Here is a 17,541-nt window from a genome sequence, read left to right on the forward strand (position 1 = left end):
CCTAGTTGTCCAGCCCCAGCTCTGCGCACTTGCGCGTCAGCGTATTGCGTCCTATGCCCAGCCGCTGCGCGGCTTCCATGCGACGGCCGCGGCTATGGTCAAGCGCTGTTTCCAGCAGCACGCGCTCGAAGTCGCGAGACAGCGTGGCCATGACGGCGGGTTCGTTGCGCGCCAGCCGGCGCTGCGCCTCCCGGGCCAGCTCGCGCATCCAGTCGGCCTGAGCGGACGATGCGCCGTCCGGCGCCGGGGCCAGCGCCTGTGCGCCCAAGACAGCCTGTTGCGCCTCGCTGGCCGGCCCGGACAGCGCATTGACGGCGGGCAAGGCCGCGCTGGCGGGCGCGCCGTGATTCAGGACCTCTGGCGGCAGGTCCTTGGCCTCGATCAGCCGGCCCGACGACATCACAGTGAGCCACTGACAGAAATTTTCCAGCTGACGGATATTGCCCGGATACTCGAAGGACGACAACAAATGCATGGCCTCCGGCGACACCTGCCGCGCCGGCACGCCCAGGTCGTTGGCGCTGTTCTGCATAAACAGTTGCACCAGCGCGGGAATGTCTTCTTTGCGTTCGCGCAGGGGCGGCAAGCGTAGCCGGATCACATTCAGGCGATGGAAAAGGTCTTCGCGAAACCGCCCCTCCACCACCCGCTGCTCCAGGGGCTGGTGGGTGGCCGCCACAATGCGCACATCGGCGCGTATGGCTTGCGATCCGCCCACGCGGTAAAAGCTGCCTTCGGCCAGCACCCGCAGCAGCCGCGTCTGCAGCTCGAAGGGCATATCCCCGATCTCATCGAAAAACAGGGTGCCGTTGCGGGCTTCTTCGAATCGTCCCCGACGCTGTTGCGTCGCCCCGGTGAAGGCGCCCCGTTCATGCCCGAAGAGCTCGGCCTCCAGCAGGTCCTTGGGTATGGCCGCCGCATTCAGCGCCACGAACGGGCCATCGGCCCGGTTACTGTGTTCATGCAAAGCGCGGGCAATCAATTCCTTCCCCGTGCCCGATTCACCCGTGATCAGCACGGTGACGCTGGACGTCGCCAGACGTCCGATCGCGCGAAAGACTTCCTGCATGGCGGGCGACGACGACTGCGCCATGACCCGGCCTGCCTGCGCCGGCTGGACCTCGGACGCCGCGCCTTCCTCGGCTTCCCGGGCGCCCGATTGCGCGGCGCGCTGTATCAGGGCGACCGCCGCATTCACGTCAAAAGGCTTGGGCAGGTAATCGAACGCCCCTTTTTGAAATGCCTCAACCGTGCTGTTCAGATCGGTGAATGCCGTCATCACAATGACAGGCAGGCCGGGATGGGCCTGCTTGATGCGGTGGAGCAGGTTCAAGCCGTCTTCGCCCGGCATGCGCACGTCCGTCACCAGGACAGCCGGCGTAGCCGTTTCAAGGGCGGCATAGGCTTCGCCGGCCGAAGCAAATGTCCGGGCAGGCACCGATACGCGCGCCAGGGCTTTTTCAAGCACCCAGCGTATGCTCTGGTCGTCATCTACAATCCATACCGCTTTCATACTGGCTCCAAAGGCAGGATCATGCGGAATTCCGTATGCCCGGCATGCGTATCGAACTCGACGATGCCGCCGTGTTGCTGGACGAACTCCTGGGCCAGGCTCAGCCCTAAACCGGTCCCGCTGGCCCGCCCCGTCACCAGCGGATGAAACAGCTTGTCGTGCAGGGCCGCGGGGACGCCCGGCCCGTTGTCCGTCACGGACACCACGATCGCCAACTTGGCCTGATGGGCCGCCAGCAGCAACTGCCGGCCTATGCGCGTGCGCAAGGTAATGCGCGCGGGGACATCCGGCGGCGTCTCGCTCAAGGCCTGCGCGGCATTGCGGGTTATGTTCAGTAAGGCCTGCAGCAGCCGGGCAAAATCGCCTTGCAGGTCGGGCGCCGACGCATCGTAGTCGCGCACGAAATCGATCTTCGGAAATTCCGCCCTGACCAGGGTGTGGACCCGTTCGCAAATCTCATGAATATTGAACGCGGTTTTCTGCAGCGTTTCGCCCTGGGGCGCGATCAGGCGGTCGACCAGGCCCGCAAGCCGGTCTGCCTCGGCAATGATGACCTGCGTATATTCATATAGCGCATCGTTGCCCAGTTCGACCTCCAGCAGTTGCGCCGCGCCGCGTATGCCGCCCAGGGGATTCTTGACCTCATGCGCCAGATTGCGCAGCGATTCCCGCTGCGCCGTCAATTCCTTGCTGAGCTGCTGATGGCGATCAAGCAAAATGTGATGCTCGATCATCCTGACCTCCAGCAAGGCGGCCCACGGCTGCTTGTCCAGCGGCACCACAGCCAGGCTGACGGCCACTTGATCGCCCCAACGGTCAATGACCAGGTCCTGGCGCAAAATCCCGAACTTGCCGTCAATCGCATCGGGCAGGCGCTCGGCCAATGCCTGGTCCGCACCGAACAAACGATGCACGGGCTGGCCGACCAGTTGCCGGCGCGAAGCGCTGAACAACTCTTCGGCCGCCGTGTTGGCATGCTCGATGCGGCCGTCGCCGTTCAATAACAACACCGCGGTCGACAATAAATCGTAACTGGCTACGTCCATGATTCGTCCGGATGCCGACCAGGGCGGGCCGATGCCCGCCCGGCGATGCCTACAGGCTGTAATACATATCGAACTCGACGGGATGCGAGGTCATGCGCAGGCGCGTGACTTCGGCCATCTTGAGCTCGATATAGGCGTCCAGCATATCGTTGCTGAATACACCGCCGCGGGTCAGGAACTCACGGTCCTGATCGAGCGCGGCAATGGCTTCTTCCAGCGATGCGCACACGGTCGGGATTTTTGCGTCTTCCTCGGGCGGCAGATCGTACAGATTCTTGTCGGCGGGGTCGCCGGGATGAATCTTGTTCTGCACGCCGTCCAGGCCGGCCATCATCAGTGCCGAGAAAGCCAGGTAAGGGTTGGCCAGCGGATCGGGGAAACGCGCCTCGACACGGCGTGCCTTGGGGTTGCCGACGTAGGGAATGCGGATGGACGCGGAGCGGTTGCGGGCGGAATACGCCAGCTTGACCGGCGCCTCGTAGTGCGGAACCAGGCGCTTGTACGAGTTGGTGCCGGGATTGGTAATGGCGTTGAGCGCCTTGGCGTGCTTGATGATTCCGCCGATGTAGAACAAGGCGAATTCCGACAGGCCTGCGTAGCCGTTGCCGGCAAACAGGTTCTGGCCGTCTTTCCAGATCGACTGGTGCACGTGCATGCCCGAACCGTTGTCGCCGACGATGGGCTTGGGCATGAAAGTGGCTGTCTTGCCATACACATGCGCTACGTTGCGCACGGTGTACTTCAGGATCTGGTTCCAGTCGGCGCGTTCGACCAGGGTGCTGAACTTGGTGCCGATTTCCAGCTGGCCGGGTCCCGCGACCTCGTGGTGATGGACTTCGACCGGCACGCCCTGCTGCTCCAGCAGCAGGCACATTTCCGAGCGCATGTCATGGAAGGAATCCACGGGCGAAACGGGTACGTAGCCGCCCTTGATGCCAGGACGATGGCCCATATTGCCGCCATCCAGTTCCAGTCCGCGCGACCAGGAGGCCTCTTCCGACTTGATCTTGACGAAGCAGCCCGACATGTCGTCGTTCCAGGTAATGCCGTCGAAGACAAAGAATTCGGGCTCAGGGCCAAAGTAGGCGGTATCGCCCAGTCCGCTGGACTTCAAGTATGCCTCGGCGCGCTTGGCCAGCGAGCGCGGATCGCGATCATAGCCTTTCAGGTCCGACGGCTCGACCACGTCGCAGGTCAGGTTCAGGGTGGACTCTTCGCGGAAGGGGTCCAGGCGGGCCGATTTCGTATCGGGGATCAGCACCATGTCGGAGGCTTCAATGCCCTTCCAGCCTGCGATCGAGGAGCCGTCGAATGCGACGCCCGTTTCCAGTTTTTCCTCGTCCACCGTATGAGCGGGAACGGTAAGATGATGCTCTTTACCCAGCGTATCCGTAAAGCGGAAGTCCACAAAAGCGACTTCGCGTTCTGTAATAAGTTTGACTACGTCTTCGGGGTTGGACATATAGGCTCCTGAACCATTGAAAGCGGAAAATAAAAGACATCTGTCGTTAAGCAAACGCCATGCCAACTTTTATCGCCATGGTTCATGCCTGCCGCCGGCGTCCGGGCACACGCCATTCACCATGATGGCGCGTGCCGCACTAATATGGTGCAAATTATAGTGCACGCTGGTCCGAAATACACCGTATTGATCGCGGATGTCCCCATTTCCGGCCCGCCAGAGGTGTCTTAATCCAGGAACTCGCCCTGCAGATCGTTCAGGAATGCCCAGCCCAGCGGCGTGGCCTGAAGTTGTTCGCGGCTGGGCTCGAGCAGCCCTCGGGCAACCGCCCGTTCCAGGGCCGGCGCAATAGCCAGAATAGACTGGCCCGTCCGTTCGATAAAACTGCTGCGCGGGACGCCCTCTTTCAAGCGCAAGGCATTGAGCATGAACTCAAAGCCCAGCTCTTTCCAATGCACCTGCCTGTCTTCCGCCAAGTGGCTGCCGTCGCGCAAGATGGACTTGCTCATCCACGAGGCCGGATTCTTCAATTTGGCCTGGCGCACAATCCTGTCATGGAATGACAGCTTTCCGTGCGCGCCGGGGCCGATGCCCAGGTAGTCCCCGAACTCCCAATAATTCAGGTTGTGCCGGCAGCGCTGGCCCGGCTTGGCGTAGGCGGACACTTCGTAGCGTTCCCACCCGTTTGCCGCGGTGGCCTCGGTGATCAAGTCCTGCATGGCGGCGCTGGCATCGTCATCCGGCACGGCGGGCGGATACTTGGCAAAAACGGTATTCGGCTCCATCGTCAGGTGGTACAGGGACAAGTGCCCTGTCTGGAACGACATGGCCTGCTGGATATCCTGGGCACAGGCCTGCAGCGACTGGCCGGGCAAGGCATACATCATGTCCAGGTTCACGCGTTCCACCGCCTTTTGCGCAACCTCGACGGCGGCAAGAGCCTGCGCGGCATCGTGAATCCGGCCCAAGGCCTTGAGCGCGCCATCGTCAAAGCTTTGTATTCCCAGCGAAATCCGGTTGACGCCGCTGGCGGCGTAATCGGCGAAACGGCCCGCCTCGACCGTGCCGGGGTTGGCTTCCAGGGTGACTTCGGCGTCCGGCAATATATTCAGGCAGGCGCGCAACATGGCCAGCATCTGGTCCAGCGCGCCGGCGGACAACAGGCTGGGCGTGCCGCCGCCGATAAAGATGGAAATGACTTGACGCCCCCACACAAGCGGCAGGGCCTGCTCCAGATCCGCCTGCAGGGCCGCCAGATAATCCTGCTCGGGCAATTCGGCGCCCAGCTCATGCGAGTTGAAGTCGCAATACGGGCATTTGCGCACGCACCAGGGTACATGAACGTACAGCGATAAAGGCGGCAGGCTGGACAGTATGGTTCTGCCGTCCGGCCCCGGCACGACGCCGGGCTTCCTGACACCGCCATCCAGCGGTATCACCGTGGGTTGCTTCATGCCGGCTGCCCGCGCAAGGTCAGCAACAACTGCTGCAGCGCTCGCGCGCGGTGGCTTTGCGCGTTCTTTTCGGCCGGCGCCAGCTCGGCCACTGTTTTACCGGCATCGGGCAGATAAAAGTGCGGGTCGTAGCCAAAACCGTTATCCCCGCGCGGCTGGGCGATGATTTCGCCTTGCCAGAGGCCTTCGGCAATCACCGGCCGGGGGTCGTCCGCCGAGCGCACATAGACCAGCACCGCCACATAACAGGCCGACCTATCGGTTTGGGCGGCCAGTTGCGCCACCAGATACCGGTTGTTGGCCGTGTCCGATTTTTCGCCGCCGGCCATCGCCGCATAGCGGGCCGAATACACGCCGGGCGCCCCGCCCAGGGCCGCCACACACAGCCCCGAGTCATCGGCCAGGGCCGGCAGCCCGGTGGCCAGGCTGGCATGCCGGGCCTTGGCCAGCGCATTTTCAACGAACGTCGCGTGCGGCTCTTCCGCCTCGGAAACGCCCAGATCGCCCTGCGCCACCATGCTGATCCCCGCATCGGCCAGGATGGAGGAAAACTCTTTCAGTTTGCCCTTGTTGTTTGAAGCGAGCACTACTTTGGTCATGCTTTGTTTATCCTTCTGTCATGTGTTGCTGGCGCCTGGCGCCATCCCGCTAATTCGACGCGGCGTCCTTGACCAGCAGTGAAACCAGTTCTTTGGCGAATACGGGCAGCCGGTCGAACTGCCGGACGCAAATATGCAGGCGCCGCAAGGCCCAGGCGTCGTTCAGGGTAATGAGCTTGAGCGGCAAGTCCTTCACGTAGCGCCGCCCGGCGGTTTCCGGAATAACGCCGATGCCGACATGCGAGGCGATCATCCGGCAGGCGGCTTCAAAGTTGCTGACTTCGACCCGGAAACGCAGCACCCTGCCCAGGTCATCGGCCGCCTGCAGCAAAAACGCATGAATGGCGCTGGTTTCAGACAGGCCTACGTAATCGTAGCCCAGGGTTTCATCGAAATCGACGGACTCGTTCGCGGCCAGCGGATGATCCTGATGCGTGACCAGCACCAGGCGGTCGGTGCGGTAAGGCAGGAACTCGATGTTCTCACCGCCGCCCGCCTGCGCGGTGATGCCGATATCGGCCGAACCGTCGGCAACGGCCTTGACCACCTGGTAGCTGAGCCGCTCGCGCAGCTCGACGTTGACATCAAGGTGGATGCTGAGATAGCGGGCCAGGATATTGGGCATGAACTCGTTCATGGCCGTCGTGTTCGCATAGACCCGCACCCGCCCTTTCACCCCGCTGGCATATTCCTGTATGTCGCCGCGCAAGTGTTCAAGCTGGCGCAGCACAATGCGGGCGTGGCGCACAAAGGCCTCGCCCGAGGGGGTCAGCGTGACCCCCTGGCTATTGCGATAGAACAAGGCGGTGCCCAGATGGTTTTCAAGGTTCTTGACCCGATTGCTGGCCGCGGGCAGCGACAGAAAAGAACGCTCCGCCCCTTTTGTCATGCTTTGGGCGCCCGCCACATTGACCATCAGTTGCATATCCGTCAAATCAAAGTGCATGGCCATGTAGACAGTTCCATTGCGATAATCTCTTCAAAATTGGCAAACCCCAGCTTAAGCAAGCAAGAATTGGCAAGCTCACCGGCTTCAGGCAAAGTAAACGGTATTGTAATGAACACGGATACCCACTCATGTCTCAGCACCCCCATTCTTTCCAGGACATTCGCGACGCCATCCGCGATCTGTGCGCACAATTCCCTCCGGAGTATTTCCGCAAGATCGACGAAGAACGCGCCTACCCGGAAGCATTCGTCAATACATTGACGGAAGCCGGATGGCTGGCCGCGCTCATACCGGAAGAATACGGCGGTTCGGGACTGAGCCTGACCGAGGCTTCGGTCATCATGGAGGAAATCAACCGCAACGGCGGCAACTCGGGGGTCTGTCACGGCCAAATGTACAACATGGGTACTTTACTACGCCATGGATCGGCCGAACAAAAGCAGCACTATCTGCCGCGCATTGCCAGCGGCGAATTGCGCCTGCAGTCCATGGGCGTGACCGAACCCACCACGGGCACCGACACCACCAAGATCAAGACCACCGCCGTCAAGCAGGGCGACCGCTATGTGATCAATGGCCAGAAGGTCTGGATTTCGCGCATTCAACACTCCGACCTGATGATTCTGCTGGCCCGCACGACGCCGCTGGAAGACGTCAGGAAAAAATCCGAAGGCATGTCGATCTTCCTGGTCAACCTGCACGATGCCATCGGCAAGGGCATGGAAGTGCGCCCCATCGCCAACATGGTCAATCATGAAACCAATGAACTGTTCTTCGATAACCTGGAGATTCCCGCCGAGAACCTGATCGGCGAAGAAGGCAAAGGCTTCAAGTACATACTGGATGGCCTGAACGCCGAGCGCACCCTGATCGCCGCCGAATGCATAGGCGATGGCCACTGGTTCATCGACAAGGTCACGGCCTATGCAAAAGAACGCATCGTCTTCAACCGCCCCATCGGCCAGAACCAGGGCGTACAGTTTCCCATCGCCCGCGCACACATCAACGTCGAGGCTGCCAGCCTGATGCGCTTCGAGGCCTGCCGCCTGTATGACGCGCATCAGCCTTGCGGCGCCCAGGCCAATATGGCCAAGCTGCTGGCGGCCGATGCCTCGTGGGAAGCGGCCAATGCCTGCCTGCAGTTTCACGGCGGCTTCGGGTTCGCCAACGAGTACGACATTGAGCGCAAGTTCCGCGAAACAAGGCTGTACCAGGTGGCGCCCATTTCGACCAACCTGATCTTGTCGTATGTTGCCGAGCATATACTGGGACTGCCCCGTTCATTCTGAATTTGCCCCGAACCATCCACCTTATTTTGTCATGGACGCGACTATGAGCCACCCCAGCGCCGAACTTGCTGAATTTACCGCCCAGCTTGCCTACGAAGACATCCCCCCTGCGGTGCTGCGGCGCACCGAGGATCTTTTGCTTGACTACCTGGCCTCGGCGCTGGCCGGTTCCAGCGCGCGGGCCGTCCAGGCCATTGCGCGTTTTGCCGACACCATGGGCCCCACCAGCGGCCCATCCGAGAACCTGGTGACCCGACGCTCGACCAGCCCCCTGTTTGCCGCCATGGTCAACGCGGCCTCGGCCCATATGGTCGAGCAGGACGACGTGCACAACGGATCGGTTTTCCATCCCGCGGCGGTCGTTTTCCCCGCGGCCGTTGCGGTCGCCCAGGCCCTGGGCCGCTCAGGCAAGGATTTGCTGGTCGCCTCGGTCGCGGGCTACGAAACAGGCATACGGGTAGGAGAATTCCTGGGCCGATCGCACTATAAAATCTTCCATACCACCGGCACGGCCGGCGCATTGGCGGCGGCGGTCGCCGTGGGCCGCCTGCTCCACCTGAACAATGAACAGATGCTGCATGCGCTGGGGTCGGCCGGGACCCAGGCTGCCGGCCTGTGGGAATTCCTGCGCGACGCGGCCGACTCCAAGCAACTGCATACGTCCAAGGCGGCCGTCAACGGGCTGATCGCCGCCTACCTGGCCCACGAAGGCTTCACCGGCGCGCGCCACATACTGGAAGGCCCGCAAGGCCTGGCCGCCGGCATGTCCAGCGATGCCGACCCGGCCAAACTGACCGACGGCCTGGGCACGCGCTGGACCGTGCTTGAAACCTCGTTCAAGTTTCATGCCTCGTGCCGCCACACCCATCCCGCCGCCGACGCCTTGCTGCAAATCGTCCAGCAACACAAGCTGTCGGCCGACGACATTGCCTCGGTCGAAGCCCAGGTGCATCAAGGCGCCATCGACGTCTTGGGGCCCGTCACCCACCCCACCAGCGTGCATCAGTCCAAATTCTCGATGGGTACCGTGCTTGGCCTGATCGCCCTGCATGGCCGCGCGGGCTTGCCCGAGTTCGACGCCGCCCTGAACGACCCGGCTGTCGCGGGCTTCCGCGACCGCGTCAAGATGGTGCTCGACCCCGAAGTCGATACCGCCTACCCGGCCCAGTGGATAGGCAAGGTCACCCTGCAGACCCGCGACGGCCGGACGCTCTCGGGCCGGGTCGACGAACCCAAAGGCGATCCGGGCAATACCCTGTCGCGCGAAGAGCTTGAAGACAAGGCGCTGCGCCTGGGCGTCTACCGCAACGCGGCCACCGCCGACGAAGTGCAGTCCATCATCCAGAAGGTATGGCGGCAAGCCGACGCGGAACAGGTCGGGCATTACCTGGCTTGAAGCTTGCTGGCCTGGGACCTGGCCTGGCCTTTGCCCGGCCTGGCAAAACAGAACAGGCCCCGCTGGGCGGGGCCTGTTCAATATGTACCGATAGCGTCAAGGCGGCGGGCGGTTTCAGCCCAGCGCCTGCCTTTGCGCCGCCAGCAATTGCTCGATGCCGCCCTGCGCCAGGTCAAGCAGCCCGTCCAGGGCTTCGCGCTGGAAGGTCTGGCCTTCGGCCGTGCCCTGCACTTCGACAAAGTGTCCGGCGCCCGTCATGACAATATTCATGTCTGCGCCGCAACCCGCGTCTTCAACGTAGTCCAGATCCAGCACGGCCTGCCCGTTCACCAGGCCCACCGAGACGGCCGCCACCTGATCCAGCAAGGGCTTGCCCGCCAGTTCGCCGCGCTCGGCCAGGGCGCGCACCGCCAGCGCCGCGGCCACCCAGGCGCCGGTAATGCTGGCGCAACGGGTGCCCCCGTCGGCCTGCAGCACGTCGCAATCCAGATGCAGCGTGCGTTCACCCAGCGCGGCCAGATCGAACACCGCGCGCAGGCTGCGCCCGATCAGGCGCTGAATCTCTTGTGTACGGCCGCTTTGCTTGCCGCGCGCGGCTTCGCGATCCGACCGGGTATGGGTGGAGCGCGGCAACATGCCGTATTCGGCCGTCACCCAGCCCTGCCCTTTGCCTTTCAGGAAAGGCGGCACCTTGTCGAGCACGCTGGCATTGCACAACACATGTGTGTCGCCCGCCTTGATCAGCACAGAGCCTTCGGCATGCCGTGTATAGCCGACTTCAATGGAAACGGGCCGCAACTGGGCCATCAGGCGGCCCGACGGGCGAACAGGCGTGGACGAAAGCGAAAGGCTGGACTCGGGCAAAACATACTCCATAAGATCAGAGGGCGGCACATGTGCGAAACGCGCCACGAAGACGCGGCATCATACAATAAGCGATTAAAGCTCAAAAACAGGAACCACGCATGATCCGCAGTATGACCGCTTTTGGCAACGCACGCGCCGAATCCCCGCAAGGCAGCGTTGCCATTGAATTCCGTACCGTGAACAGCCGCTTCCTGGACATCAATTTCAGGCTGCCTGAAGAACTGAGGATGGCGGAAAACCTCATACGCGAACAACTGGGCCAGGCCGTCAAACGCGGCAAGGTGGATATCCGCGTCAGCTACACGCGCCGTGACAGCCTGGACAAGGCCCAGCTCGACGAGGCCTACTTGTCCGGCATCGCCGAGCAATTAAGCGCCGCGCGACGCCTGATTCCTGACGTGGCGGCGCCTCGCCTGACCGAGCTGCTGAGCGGCTCCGGCGGCAACGCCACGGCATTCGACCCCGAGATCTGGACGGCCATGTGCCAGGAAGCCACGCATCTTGCCCTGGCGGAACTGCAGGCAGCCCGCGAACGCGAGGGCCAGCGGCTCGCCCAGATGATGACCGCTTGCGCACGCGAAGCGGCCGGCATCGTCGACCAGGTAGAGCAGGACTTGCCCACGCTGCTGGCCGAGCACCAGGAAAAAATCGCCGCCCGGCTGCGCGATGCCCTGGCTGCCGCCAGCCCGGAAGGCTATGCGCACATCAGCGGCCCTGAATTATCGGCCCGCATTGCGCAAGAAGCCTCGCTGTTTTCCCTGCGCATCGATGTGGCCGAGGAATTATCCCGCCTGCGCTCGCATATCGCCGAGCTGGACCACCTGCTCAACGATGGCCCATCCAGTCAAGGCAAGCGCGGCAAAAGCAGCGGCAGCGCCGGCAAGCGGCTGGATTTTCTGTTCCAGGAAATGAATCGCGAAGCCAACACCCTGGGCTCCAAGGCCGGCTCGCTCAGCGTGACACGCGCCGCCATCGACCTGAAGCTGCTGATCGAACAAATGCGGGAACAGGCGCAGAACATCGAATAGTCCGCCGCCGGATTTCTACGAACACGCTGAAGCCCGCAACAGGGTCAGCGGTCTTCGTGTATCCACTCCCGCCAGATCGCCACCAGCAAGGCCATCAGCACCGGCCCCACGAACAGGCCCACCAGCCCCATGGTCTTGACACCGCCGACCAGGCCAAAAAAAGTCGGCAGGAAAGGCAACTTGACCGGACCGCCCACCAGGCGCGGCCGCAAGGTCTTGTCGACGATGAAGAGCTCGACCGTTCCCCAGATGAACAGGCCCAGGCCGGCCATGGCGTTGCCCGAGCCGACCAAATACAGGGACACCAGGGAAAAAGACAAGGGCGCGCCGCCCGGAATCAAGGCCATGAATCCCGTCACAACCCCCAGCAACACCGGCGAAGGCACGCCCGCGACCCAGTAAGCGGCCCCCAGCACAACCCCTTCGCCCAGCGCAATCAGGCCCATGCCCGTGACGGTGGAGTTGACGGTGGCCGGCACGACCCGCGAAAACCGCTGCCAACGGCCCGGCAGGATCCGGTCGCCCACGATGTCCAGCTGCCCCAGGATGCGGGCCCCGTCCTTATAGACGAAAAACAGGGTGATCAGCATGAACACCACCCCCAGCAACAGCCGGAAGACGTCGCCCGTGGCCGACAGCAGCATGCGGTAGATGTTGCCCAGATGCTCGCCGCTGACGATCTCGACCATTTCGCCCAGCGCATGCGGCTCGCCCAGATAGGTCACCCAATATTCGGCCAGCCGTTCGCCCACGATGGGCAGCGCAAGTATCCAGGGCGGCGTCGGCATGCCATGCCGATTGGCGGCCAGCGCCCAGGCGATGAAATTACTGGCCTCCTGCACCGCATAGCTCAGGGCCAGCGACAGCGGCACAATCAGCACGATGATCACAATGACCAGCGCCAAAGACGCCGCCCAGGCGTTATGCCCGCGGCAACGCCGCAACAGGCGTTGATACAGGGGCCAACTGGCCAGGCTGATGATCAGCGCGGCCAGCACGGGCACCAGGAAGCCGCTCAGAAAATACAAGCCGATCAGAATAAGCAGCACAAGCAGCCAGCGGGCGATCAGGAAGGCGGGCAAAACAGGGTGCATGGCAATAGGGCCGAGGTGTTGATTTGAATGAAGGAAAACGCCTACTGAAAAACGGACGCAAGGCTAGGACGATATCACGAAAAACCGCCAGTACCCGCGCCGCAGTAGTGCGGTTTACCCTCAAATTCGGGCTCAACACCACCCTTGCATCCCTATGACCGCACGTCGCTCTGCCTGGTTTCGCCCCACCCGCCGCCTATCGCCCTGATCAAGTCCACCGCCACATGCGCCCGCAATCCGTCCAGCTGCACCGCCACGCGCTTTTGCTGCAGAACCATGCGGTCCGCATCGATCACATCCAGGTAGCTGACCGACCCTTCACGGTACTGGATCTGCGACAGCTCGGCCGCCCGCGCCGAGGCGCGCACGGCGTCATCCTGGACGTCGGTCTGGTCGCCCAGGATGCGCAGGCTGGACAAACCATCTTCGACTTCCCGGAAAGCGCTCAGCACGGTCTGGCGATAGACGGCCACTTCTTCTTCATAGCGGGCGCGGGCGCGATCCAGCCCCGCCTGGCGCCGGCCCCCATCAAAAATAGGCAAGGTCAGCGCGGTTCCCATCAACGGGCCAAGCAGGAAGGCGCGGCTGCTCCATTGGAGCAAATCCCCCAGTTGCGCAGACTCGTAGCCAAACGCGCCCGTGATATTCAGGCTGGGAAAAAAGGCGGCCTGGGCGCTGCCGATACGCGCATTGGCGGCCGCCATGGCGCGCTCGGCGGCGGCGATGTCCGGGCGGCGCTCCAGCAATGACGATGGCAGACCCGCCGGAATCTCGACCGCCACACGCGCCAGGGGGCGCGGCGCCACGGCGAACTCGGCAGGCGGCTTGCCCAGCAATATGGCCAGGGCATGCTCGGCAACGGCGCGTTCGCGTGCAATGCCCAGCGACTCGGATTGCGCCGAGGACAGCTCAGATTGCGCACGCGCGACATCCAGCTCGCTGATATCGCCTTCGTCATAACGGCGCTGCACCAGCTCAAGCGACTGGCGGCGCAACGCCACCGTGCCTTGATAGAGCGATTGCTCGGCATCCAGGCGCCGGATCAGAAAATAGCCTTGCGCCACATCGGCTTGCAGGGCAAGCCGGACAGACTGGAACAAGGCTGCGCTTTGCTGCGCATCGGCGGTGGCGGCATCGACAGACGAGGCCACCCGTCCGAACAGGTCCACCTCATAAGATACGCCGGCCTGGGCGCGCCACAAGGTTTCGGGCGAATTGGGCGCATTGTCGGGCAGGCCGCGCGAGGCATTTGACACCCGCTGGCGCGTTGGGCCAAAACCGGCATCCAGGTCGGGGAACCATTCCGACCGCGCGTTGCGCTGCAAGGCGCGCGCCTGAGCCACGCGCGCGGCAGCGGCTTTCAGGTCCTGGTTGGCGGACATGGCCTGCTCTTGCAGCGCATCCAGTTCGGCGTCCTTGAAGATGGCCCACCAGCGGCCGCGCTCCAGGTCGTCGGCGGGCTGCGCCGCTTTCCATCGTTGGGCGGCCTCGGGCGACAGGCTTGCTTCCTTGAAAGCATCCGGCGGACTGGCCGACGGCCGCTGGTATTGCGGCCCTACCGCGCAACCGGCCAGTACCAGCGCCAGCATGCCCAAAGACAGCGTGAATCGTAAAGACTTGATCATTGTGTTCATCCAATAACGCTTAATGTTCATGAGTGGCCGGGACCGGCGCTTCGTGCTGCGTGGCTGAATGCAGGCTGCGCCCGCCCAGCGAACGCAGCAGCACATAGAAGACCGGCGTCAGGAACAGACCGAACAGCGTGACGCCCAGCATGCCGAAGAACACCGCGATCCCCATGGCATGGCGCATTTCCGATCCGGCTCCGGTCGACAGAACCAGCGGCACGACGCCCATGATGAAAGCGATCGATGTCATCAGGATCGGCCGCAAGCGCAGGCGGCTGGCCTCGATCGCCGCCTTGACCGTCGCCATGCCCTGCAGTTCCAGTTCGCGCGCAAACTCCACGATCAGGATGGCGTTCTTGCAAGCCAGGCCCACCAGCACCATCAGGCCTATCTGCGTAAAGATGTTGTTGTCGCCCGCCGTCAGCCATACGCCGGCCAGCGCCGCCAGTATCCCCATGGGCACGATCAGAATCACCGCCAGCGGAAGCGTCAGGCTTTCATACAACGCCGCCAGCACCAGGAACACCAGCAGCACGCTGATGGGAAACACCCAGATGCCTGCATTGCCTGCCAGAATCTGCTGATAGGTCAGATCCGTCCACTCGAACTTGACGCCGCGCGGCAGGACCTCGGCCGCGATGCGCTCGGCCGCCGCCTGGGCCTGATCGGAAGAATAGCCGGGCGCCGGACCGCTGTTGATGTCGGCGGCGGTGAAACCGTTATAGCGCACGACCATTTCCGGGCCAAAACTGGGGGTCACGGTCACCAGCGACGACAAGGGCACCATCTCGCCCGAGCGGTTGCGCGTCTTCAACTGAAGAATGTCGTCCGCCTGCGCGCGGTACGGCGCATCGGCCTGTGCCCGGACTTGAAAGACACGGCCGAAACGATTGAAGTCATTGACGTACAGGGAGCCCAGATAGATCTGCATCGTATCGAAGACTTCCGTGACCGGCACGCCCAACTGCTTGGCTTTCACGCGGTCCAGATCGACATCCAGTTGGGGGACATTGATCTGATAGCTTGAAAATGCCGGCCCCAGCTCGGGCGCCTTGCGGGCCGCCGCCAGAAAGTCCTGCGCCACGGCATCCAGCGCCGCATAGCCCAGGGCCGAGCGGTCTTCGAGCTGCAGCTTGAAGCCGCCCACCGTTCCCAGGCCCATGACCGGCGGCGGCGGGAACACCGCAATGAACGAATCCTGAATGCCGCTGAATTGCTCGTTGAGCGCAGCCGTGATCGCATTGGCCGACAAGGCCTCGCTGCGCCGCTCGTCGAAGGGGGCCAGCGCAATGAACACGATGCCGGCGCTGGAGCTGTTGGTGAAGCCGTTGATGGACAAGCCCGGGAAGGCAATGGCGTTTTCCACGCCGGGTTGCTTCAGGGCGATGTCGCTCATGCGGCGAATCACGCTTTCGGTCCGGTCCAGCGAGGCCCCGCTGGGCAACTGGGCAAAGCTAATCAAGTACTGCTTGTCCTGGGCCGGCACAAAGCCGCCCGGCACAATGTACGAGACGCCCGCCGTCAAGGCCAGCAGCACCAGATAGACGCCCATGGTCGACGCCTTGCGGCCGATCACCCCGGACACCCCGCGAGCATAGCTTTCCGAAGATCGATGGAAGAAGCGGTTGAAGCGCTTGAAGAAGCCCCCGAAAAGACGATTCATCCCCCGGGTCAGCGCATCGGGCCGCTCGCCATGTCCTTTCAGCAACAAGGCGGCCAGTGCCGGCGACAAGGTCAGGGAATTGAAGGCCGAGATCACGGTGGAAATCGCAATCGTCATGGCAAACTGCTTGAAGAATTGTCCGCTCAGGCCCGTCATGAAGGCCAGCGGCACGAACACCGCAACCAGCGTCAGCGCGATCGCGATAATGGGGCCGCTGACCTCGCGCATCGCGCGATACGTCGCGTCGCGCGGGCTCAAGCCGTCGGCGATATTGCGCTCGACGTTTTCCACCACCACGATGGCATCATCCACCACAATCCCGATCGCAAGTACCAGTCCGAACAAGGACAAAGCGTTGATCGTGTAGCCGAACGCCAGCATCAGCGCAAACGTGCCGACGATCGACACCGGCACGGCCAGCAACGGAATAATGGACGCACGCCAGGTTTGCAGAAAGACGATCACGACCAGCACCACCAGCGCAATCGCCTCCAGCAGGGTCACCACCACCGCCTTGATGCTGGAACGGACGAACTGGGTGGGATCGTAGACAATGCTGCTGGACAGCGATGCCGGAAAATCGGCCGACAGCTCGTCCATGGTGGCGCGTACCGCATCGGACACCGCCAAGGCGTTGGCGCCCGGGGACTGCATGATGCCGATACCCACGGCAGGCTTGTTGTCCAGCAAAGAGCGCAGGCCGTACTCGGCCGCATCCAGCTCGACACGCGCCACATCGCCAAGGCGAGTGACGCCCCCGTCGGGTGATGTCTTCAGGATGATGCCGGCAAATTCCTCTTCGCTTTGCAGCCGCCCTTGCGTGTTGACCGACAGTTGCAGCGCGACATCGGCCGGGCTGGGCGAAGCGCCGATCACCCCCGCCGCCACCTGTACATTCTGCTCGCGAATGGCAGCCACCACATCGCTGGCCGTCATGCCGCGCTGGGCCACCTTCTGCGGATCCAGCCAGATACGCATCGAATAATCGCCCGCGCCCCATATCTGCACCTCGCCCACGCCTGGAATGCGTGCCAGGCGGTCTTTGACGTTCAGCACTGCATAGTTGCGCAAGTAAGTGGTGTCGTAGTGGTCATCCGGTGAGATCAGGTGCACCACCATGGTCAGCGTGGGCGAGCTTTTCACCGTGGTGACGCCCAGCCTTTGCACATCTTCCGGCAAGCGGGGCAGCGCCTGCGCGACCCGATTCTGCACAAGCTGCTGCGCCTTGTCCGGGTCCATGCCCAGATGGAAATTCACGGTGACCGCCAGGTTGCCATCGCTGTTCGCCTGGGACTGCATGTACAGCATGTTTTCAACGCCGTTGATCGACTCTTCCAGCGGCGCGGCAACCGTCTCGGCAATCACCTTGGGATTGGCGCCGGGATACTGGGCGCGCACCACGACTGAAGGCGGAACCACTTCAGGGTATTCGGAGATCGGCAGTTGGAACACCGCCAGGCTGCCCGCCAACAGGATCAGCACCGACAGCACGCCCGCGAAGATAGGACGATCAATAAAGAACTTGGAAATGTTCATGGGAATCCAGAAACGCG

At 62.8% G+C, this 17,541-nt stretch carries 13 protein-coding genes; 3 read left to right on the forward strand and 10 right to left on the reverse strand.

The features are described from left to right. Nucleotide 1: 1 nt before the first annotated feature. The 6 genes from ntrC to RE432_RS14320 all read right to left on the reverse strand — a co-directional run bounded on the left by ntrC (nt 2) and on the right by RE432_RS14320 (nt 7,026). Nucleotides 2–1,513: a nitrogen regulation protein NR(I) gene (ntrC, locus tag RE432_RS14295; protein ID WP_310934082.1), complete on the reverse strand. Its 1,512-nt coding sequence runs from the start codon at nt 1,511–1,513 to the stop codon at nt 2–4. Then, complete coding sequence (gene glnL, locus RE432_RS14300; RefSeq protein WP_310934083.1) at nt 1,510–2,559, reverse strand: nitrogen regulation protein NR(II); 1,050 nt, start codon at nt 2,557–2,559, stop codon at nt 1,510–1,512. The genes ntrC and glnL overlap by 4 nt, the downstream gene beginning before the upstream one ends. A gap of 49 nt (nt 2,560–2,608) precedes the next feature. After that, nucleotides 2,609–4,021, reverse strand: coding sequence for a type I glutamate--ammonia ligase (gene glnA, locus RE432_RS14305; RefSeq protein WP_310934084.1), 1,413 nt, complete (start codon nt 4,019–4,021; stop codon nt 2,609–2,611). Nucleotides 4,022–4,248: 227 nt separating this feature from the next. Next, nucleotides 4,249–5,475 (reverse strand): radical SAM family heme chaperone HemW, encoded by a 1,227-nt coding sequence (gene hemW, locus RE432_RS14310; protein WP_310934085.1) that lies wholly within the window; start codon nt 5,473–5,475, stop codon nt 4,249–4,251. Beyond that, nucleotides 5,472–6,074, reverse strand: a complete 603-nt coding sequence (gene rdgB, locus RE432_RS14315; protein ID WP_310934086.1) for an RdgB/HAM1 family non-canonical purine NTP pyrophosphatase — start codon at nt 6,072–6,074, stop codon at nt 5,472–5,474. Before rdgB ends, hemW begins: the two co-directional genes overlap by 4 nt. Before the next feature lie 49 nt (nt 6,075–6,123). After that, a complete protein-coding gene (locus RE432_RS14320; RefSeq protein ID WP_310934087.1) occupies nt 6,124–7,026 on the reverse strand; it encodes a LysR substrate-binding domain-containing protein in 903 nt (300 codons plus the stop codon). Nucleotides 7,027–7,151: 125 nt separating this feature from the next. Here RE432_RS14320 and RE432_RS14325 point away from each other — a divergent pair, with 125 nt between their 5' ends. Together RE432_RS14325 and RE432_RS14330 are read left to right on the forward strand one after the other, a co-directional pair. Beyond that, the gene (locus tag RE432_RS14325) at nt 7,152–8,312 is read left to right on the forward strand and encodes an acyl-CoA dehydrogenase family protein (RefSeq protein WP_310934088.1); all 1,161 of its coding nucleotides are present in this window, start codon (nt 7,152–7,154) and stop codon (nt 8,310–8,312) included. Nucleotides 8,313–8,355: 43 nt separating this feature from the next. After that, the gene (locus RE432_RS14330) at nt 8,356–9,708 is read left to right on the forward strand and encodes an MmgE/PrpD family protein (RefSeq protein ID WP_310934089.1); all 1,353 of its coding nucleotides are present in this window, start codon (nt 8,356–8,358) and stop codon (nt 9,706–9,708) included. A gap of 114 nt (nt 9,709–9,822) precedes the next feature. Here the strand turns inward: RE432_RS14330 and rph are convergent, their stop codons facing one another. Continuing rightward, nucleotides 9,823–10,572: a ribonuclease PH gene (gene rph / locus RE432_RS14335; protein WP_409079859.1), complete on the reverse strand. Its 750-nt coding sequence runs from the start codon at nt 10,570–10,572 to the stop codon at nt 9,823–9,825. 101 nt (nt 10,573–10,673) lie between these two features. Between rph and RE432_RS14340 the strand changes: the two genes are divergently transcribed. Then, nucleotides 10,674–11,603, forward strand: coding sequence for a YicC/YloC family endoribonuclease (locus RE432_RS14340; protein WP_310934090.1), 930 nt, complete (start codon nt 10,674–10,676; stop codon nt 11,601–11,603). 44 nt (nt 11,604–11,647) lie between these two features. Here RE432_RS14340 and RE432_RS14345 read toward each other — a convergent pair whose 3' ends face one another. The 3 genes from RE432_RS14345 to RE432_RS14355 form a co-directional block, all read right to left on the reverse strand. Beyond that, nucleotides 11,648–12,697, reverse strand: a complete 1,050-nt coding sequence (locus tag RE432_RS14345) for an AI-2E family transporter (protein WP_310934091.1) — start codon at nt 12,695–12,697, stop codon at nt 11,648–11,650. A gap of 152 nt (nt 12,698–12,849) precedes the next feature. Next, entirely contained in the window at nt 12,850–14,322 is a 1,473-nt protein-coding gene (locus tag RE432_RS14350) for an efflux transporter outer membrane subunit (protein ID WP_310934092.1), read from the reverse strand. Nucleotides 14,323–14,341: 19 nt separating this feature from the next. Then, nucleotides 14,342–17,524 (reverse strand): multidrug efflux RND transporter permease subunit, encoded by a 3,183-nt coding sequence (locus tag RE432_RS14355; protein WP_310934093.1) that lies wholly within the window; start codon nt 17,522–17,524, stop codon nt 14,342–14,344. Nucleotides 17,525–17,541 lie beyond the last annotated feature (17 nt).

Source organism: Pusillimonas sp. SM2304, from assembly GCF_031628915.1.
Classification (GTDB): Bacteria; Pseudomonadota; Gammaproteobacteria; order Burkholderiales; family Burkholderiaceae_B; genus Pusillimonas_C.

Coding starts and splice junctions, on each gene's coding strand:
- ntrC (WP_310934082.1), bottom strand. CDS start 1,513: ATGAAAGCGGTATGGATTGTAGATGACGACCAGAGCATACGCTGGGTG.
- glnL (WP_310934083.1), bottom strand. CDS start 2,559: ATGGACGTAGCCAGTTACGATTTATTGTCGACCGCGGTGTTGTTATTG.
- glnA (WP_310934084.1), bottom strand. CDS start 4,021: ATGTCCAACCCCGAAGACGTAGTCAAACTTATTACAGAACGCGAAGTC.
- hemW (WP_310934085.1), bottom strand. CDS start 5,475: ATGAAGCAACCCACGGTGATACCGCTGGATGGCGGTGTCAGGAAGCCC.
- rdgB (WP_310934086.1), bottom strand. CDS start 6,074: ATGACCAAAGTAGTGCTCGCTTCAAACAACAAGGGCAAACTGAAAGAG.
- RE432_RS14320 (WP_310934087.1), bottom strand. CDS start 7,026: ATGGCCATGCACTTTGATTTGACGGATATGCAACTGATGGTCAATGTG.
- RE432_RS14325 (WP_310934088.1), top strand. CDS start 7,152: ATGTCTCAGCACCCCCATTCTTTCCAGGACATTCGCGACGCCATCCGC.
- RE432_RS14330 (WP_310934089.1), top strand. CDS start 8,356: ATGAGCCACCCCAGCGCCGAACTTGCTGAATTTACCGCCCAGCTTGCC.
- RE432_RS14340 (WP_310934090.1), top strand. CDS start 10,674: ATGATCCGCAGTATGACCGCTTTTGGCAACGCACGCGCCGAATCCCCG.
- RE432_RS14345 (WP_310934091.1), bottom strand. CDS start 12,697: ATGCACCCTGTTTTGCCCGCCTTCCTGATCGCCCGCTGGCTGCTTGTG.
- RE432_RS14350 (WP_310934092.1), bottom strand. CDS start 14,322: ATGATCAAGTCTTTACGATTCACGCTGTCTTTGGGCATGCTGGCGCTG.
- RE432_RS14355 (WP_310934093.1), bottom strand. CDS start 17,524: ATGAACATTTCCAAGTTCTTTATTGATCGTCCTATCTTCGCGGGCGTG.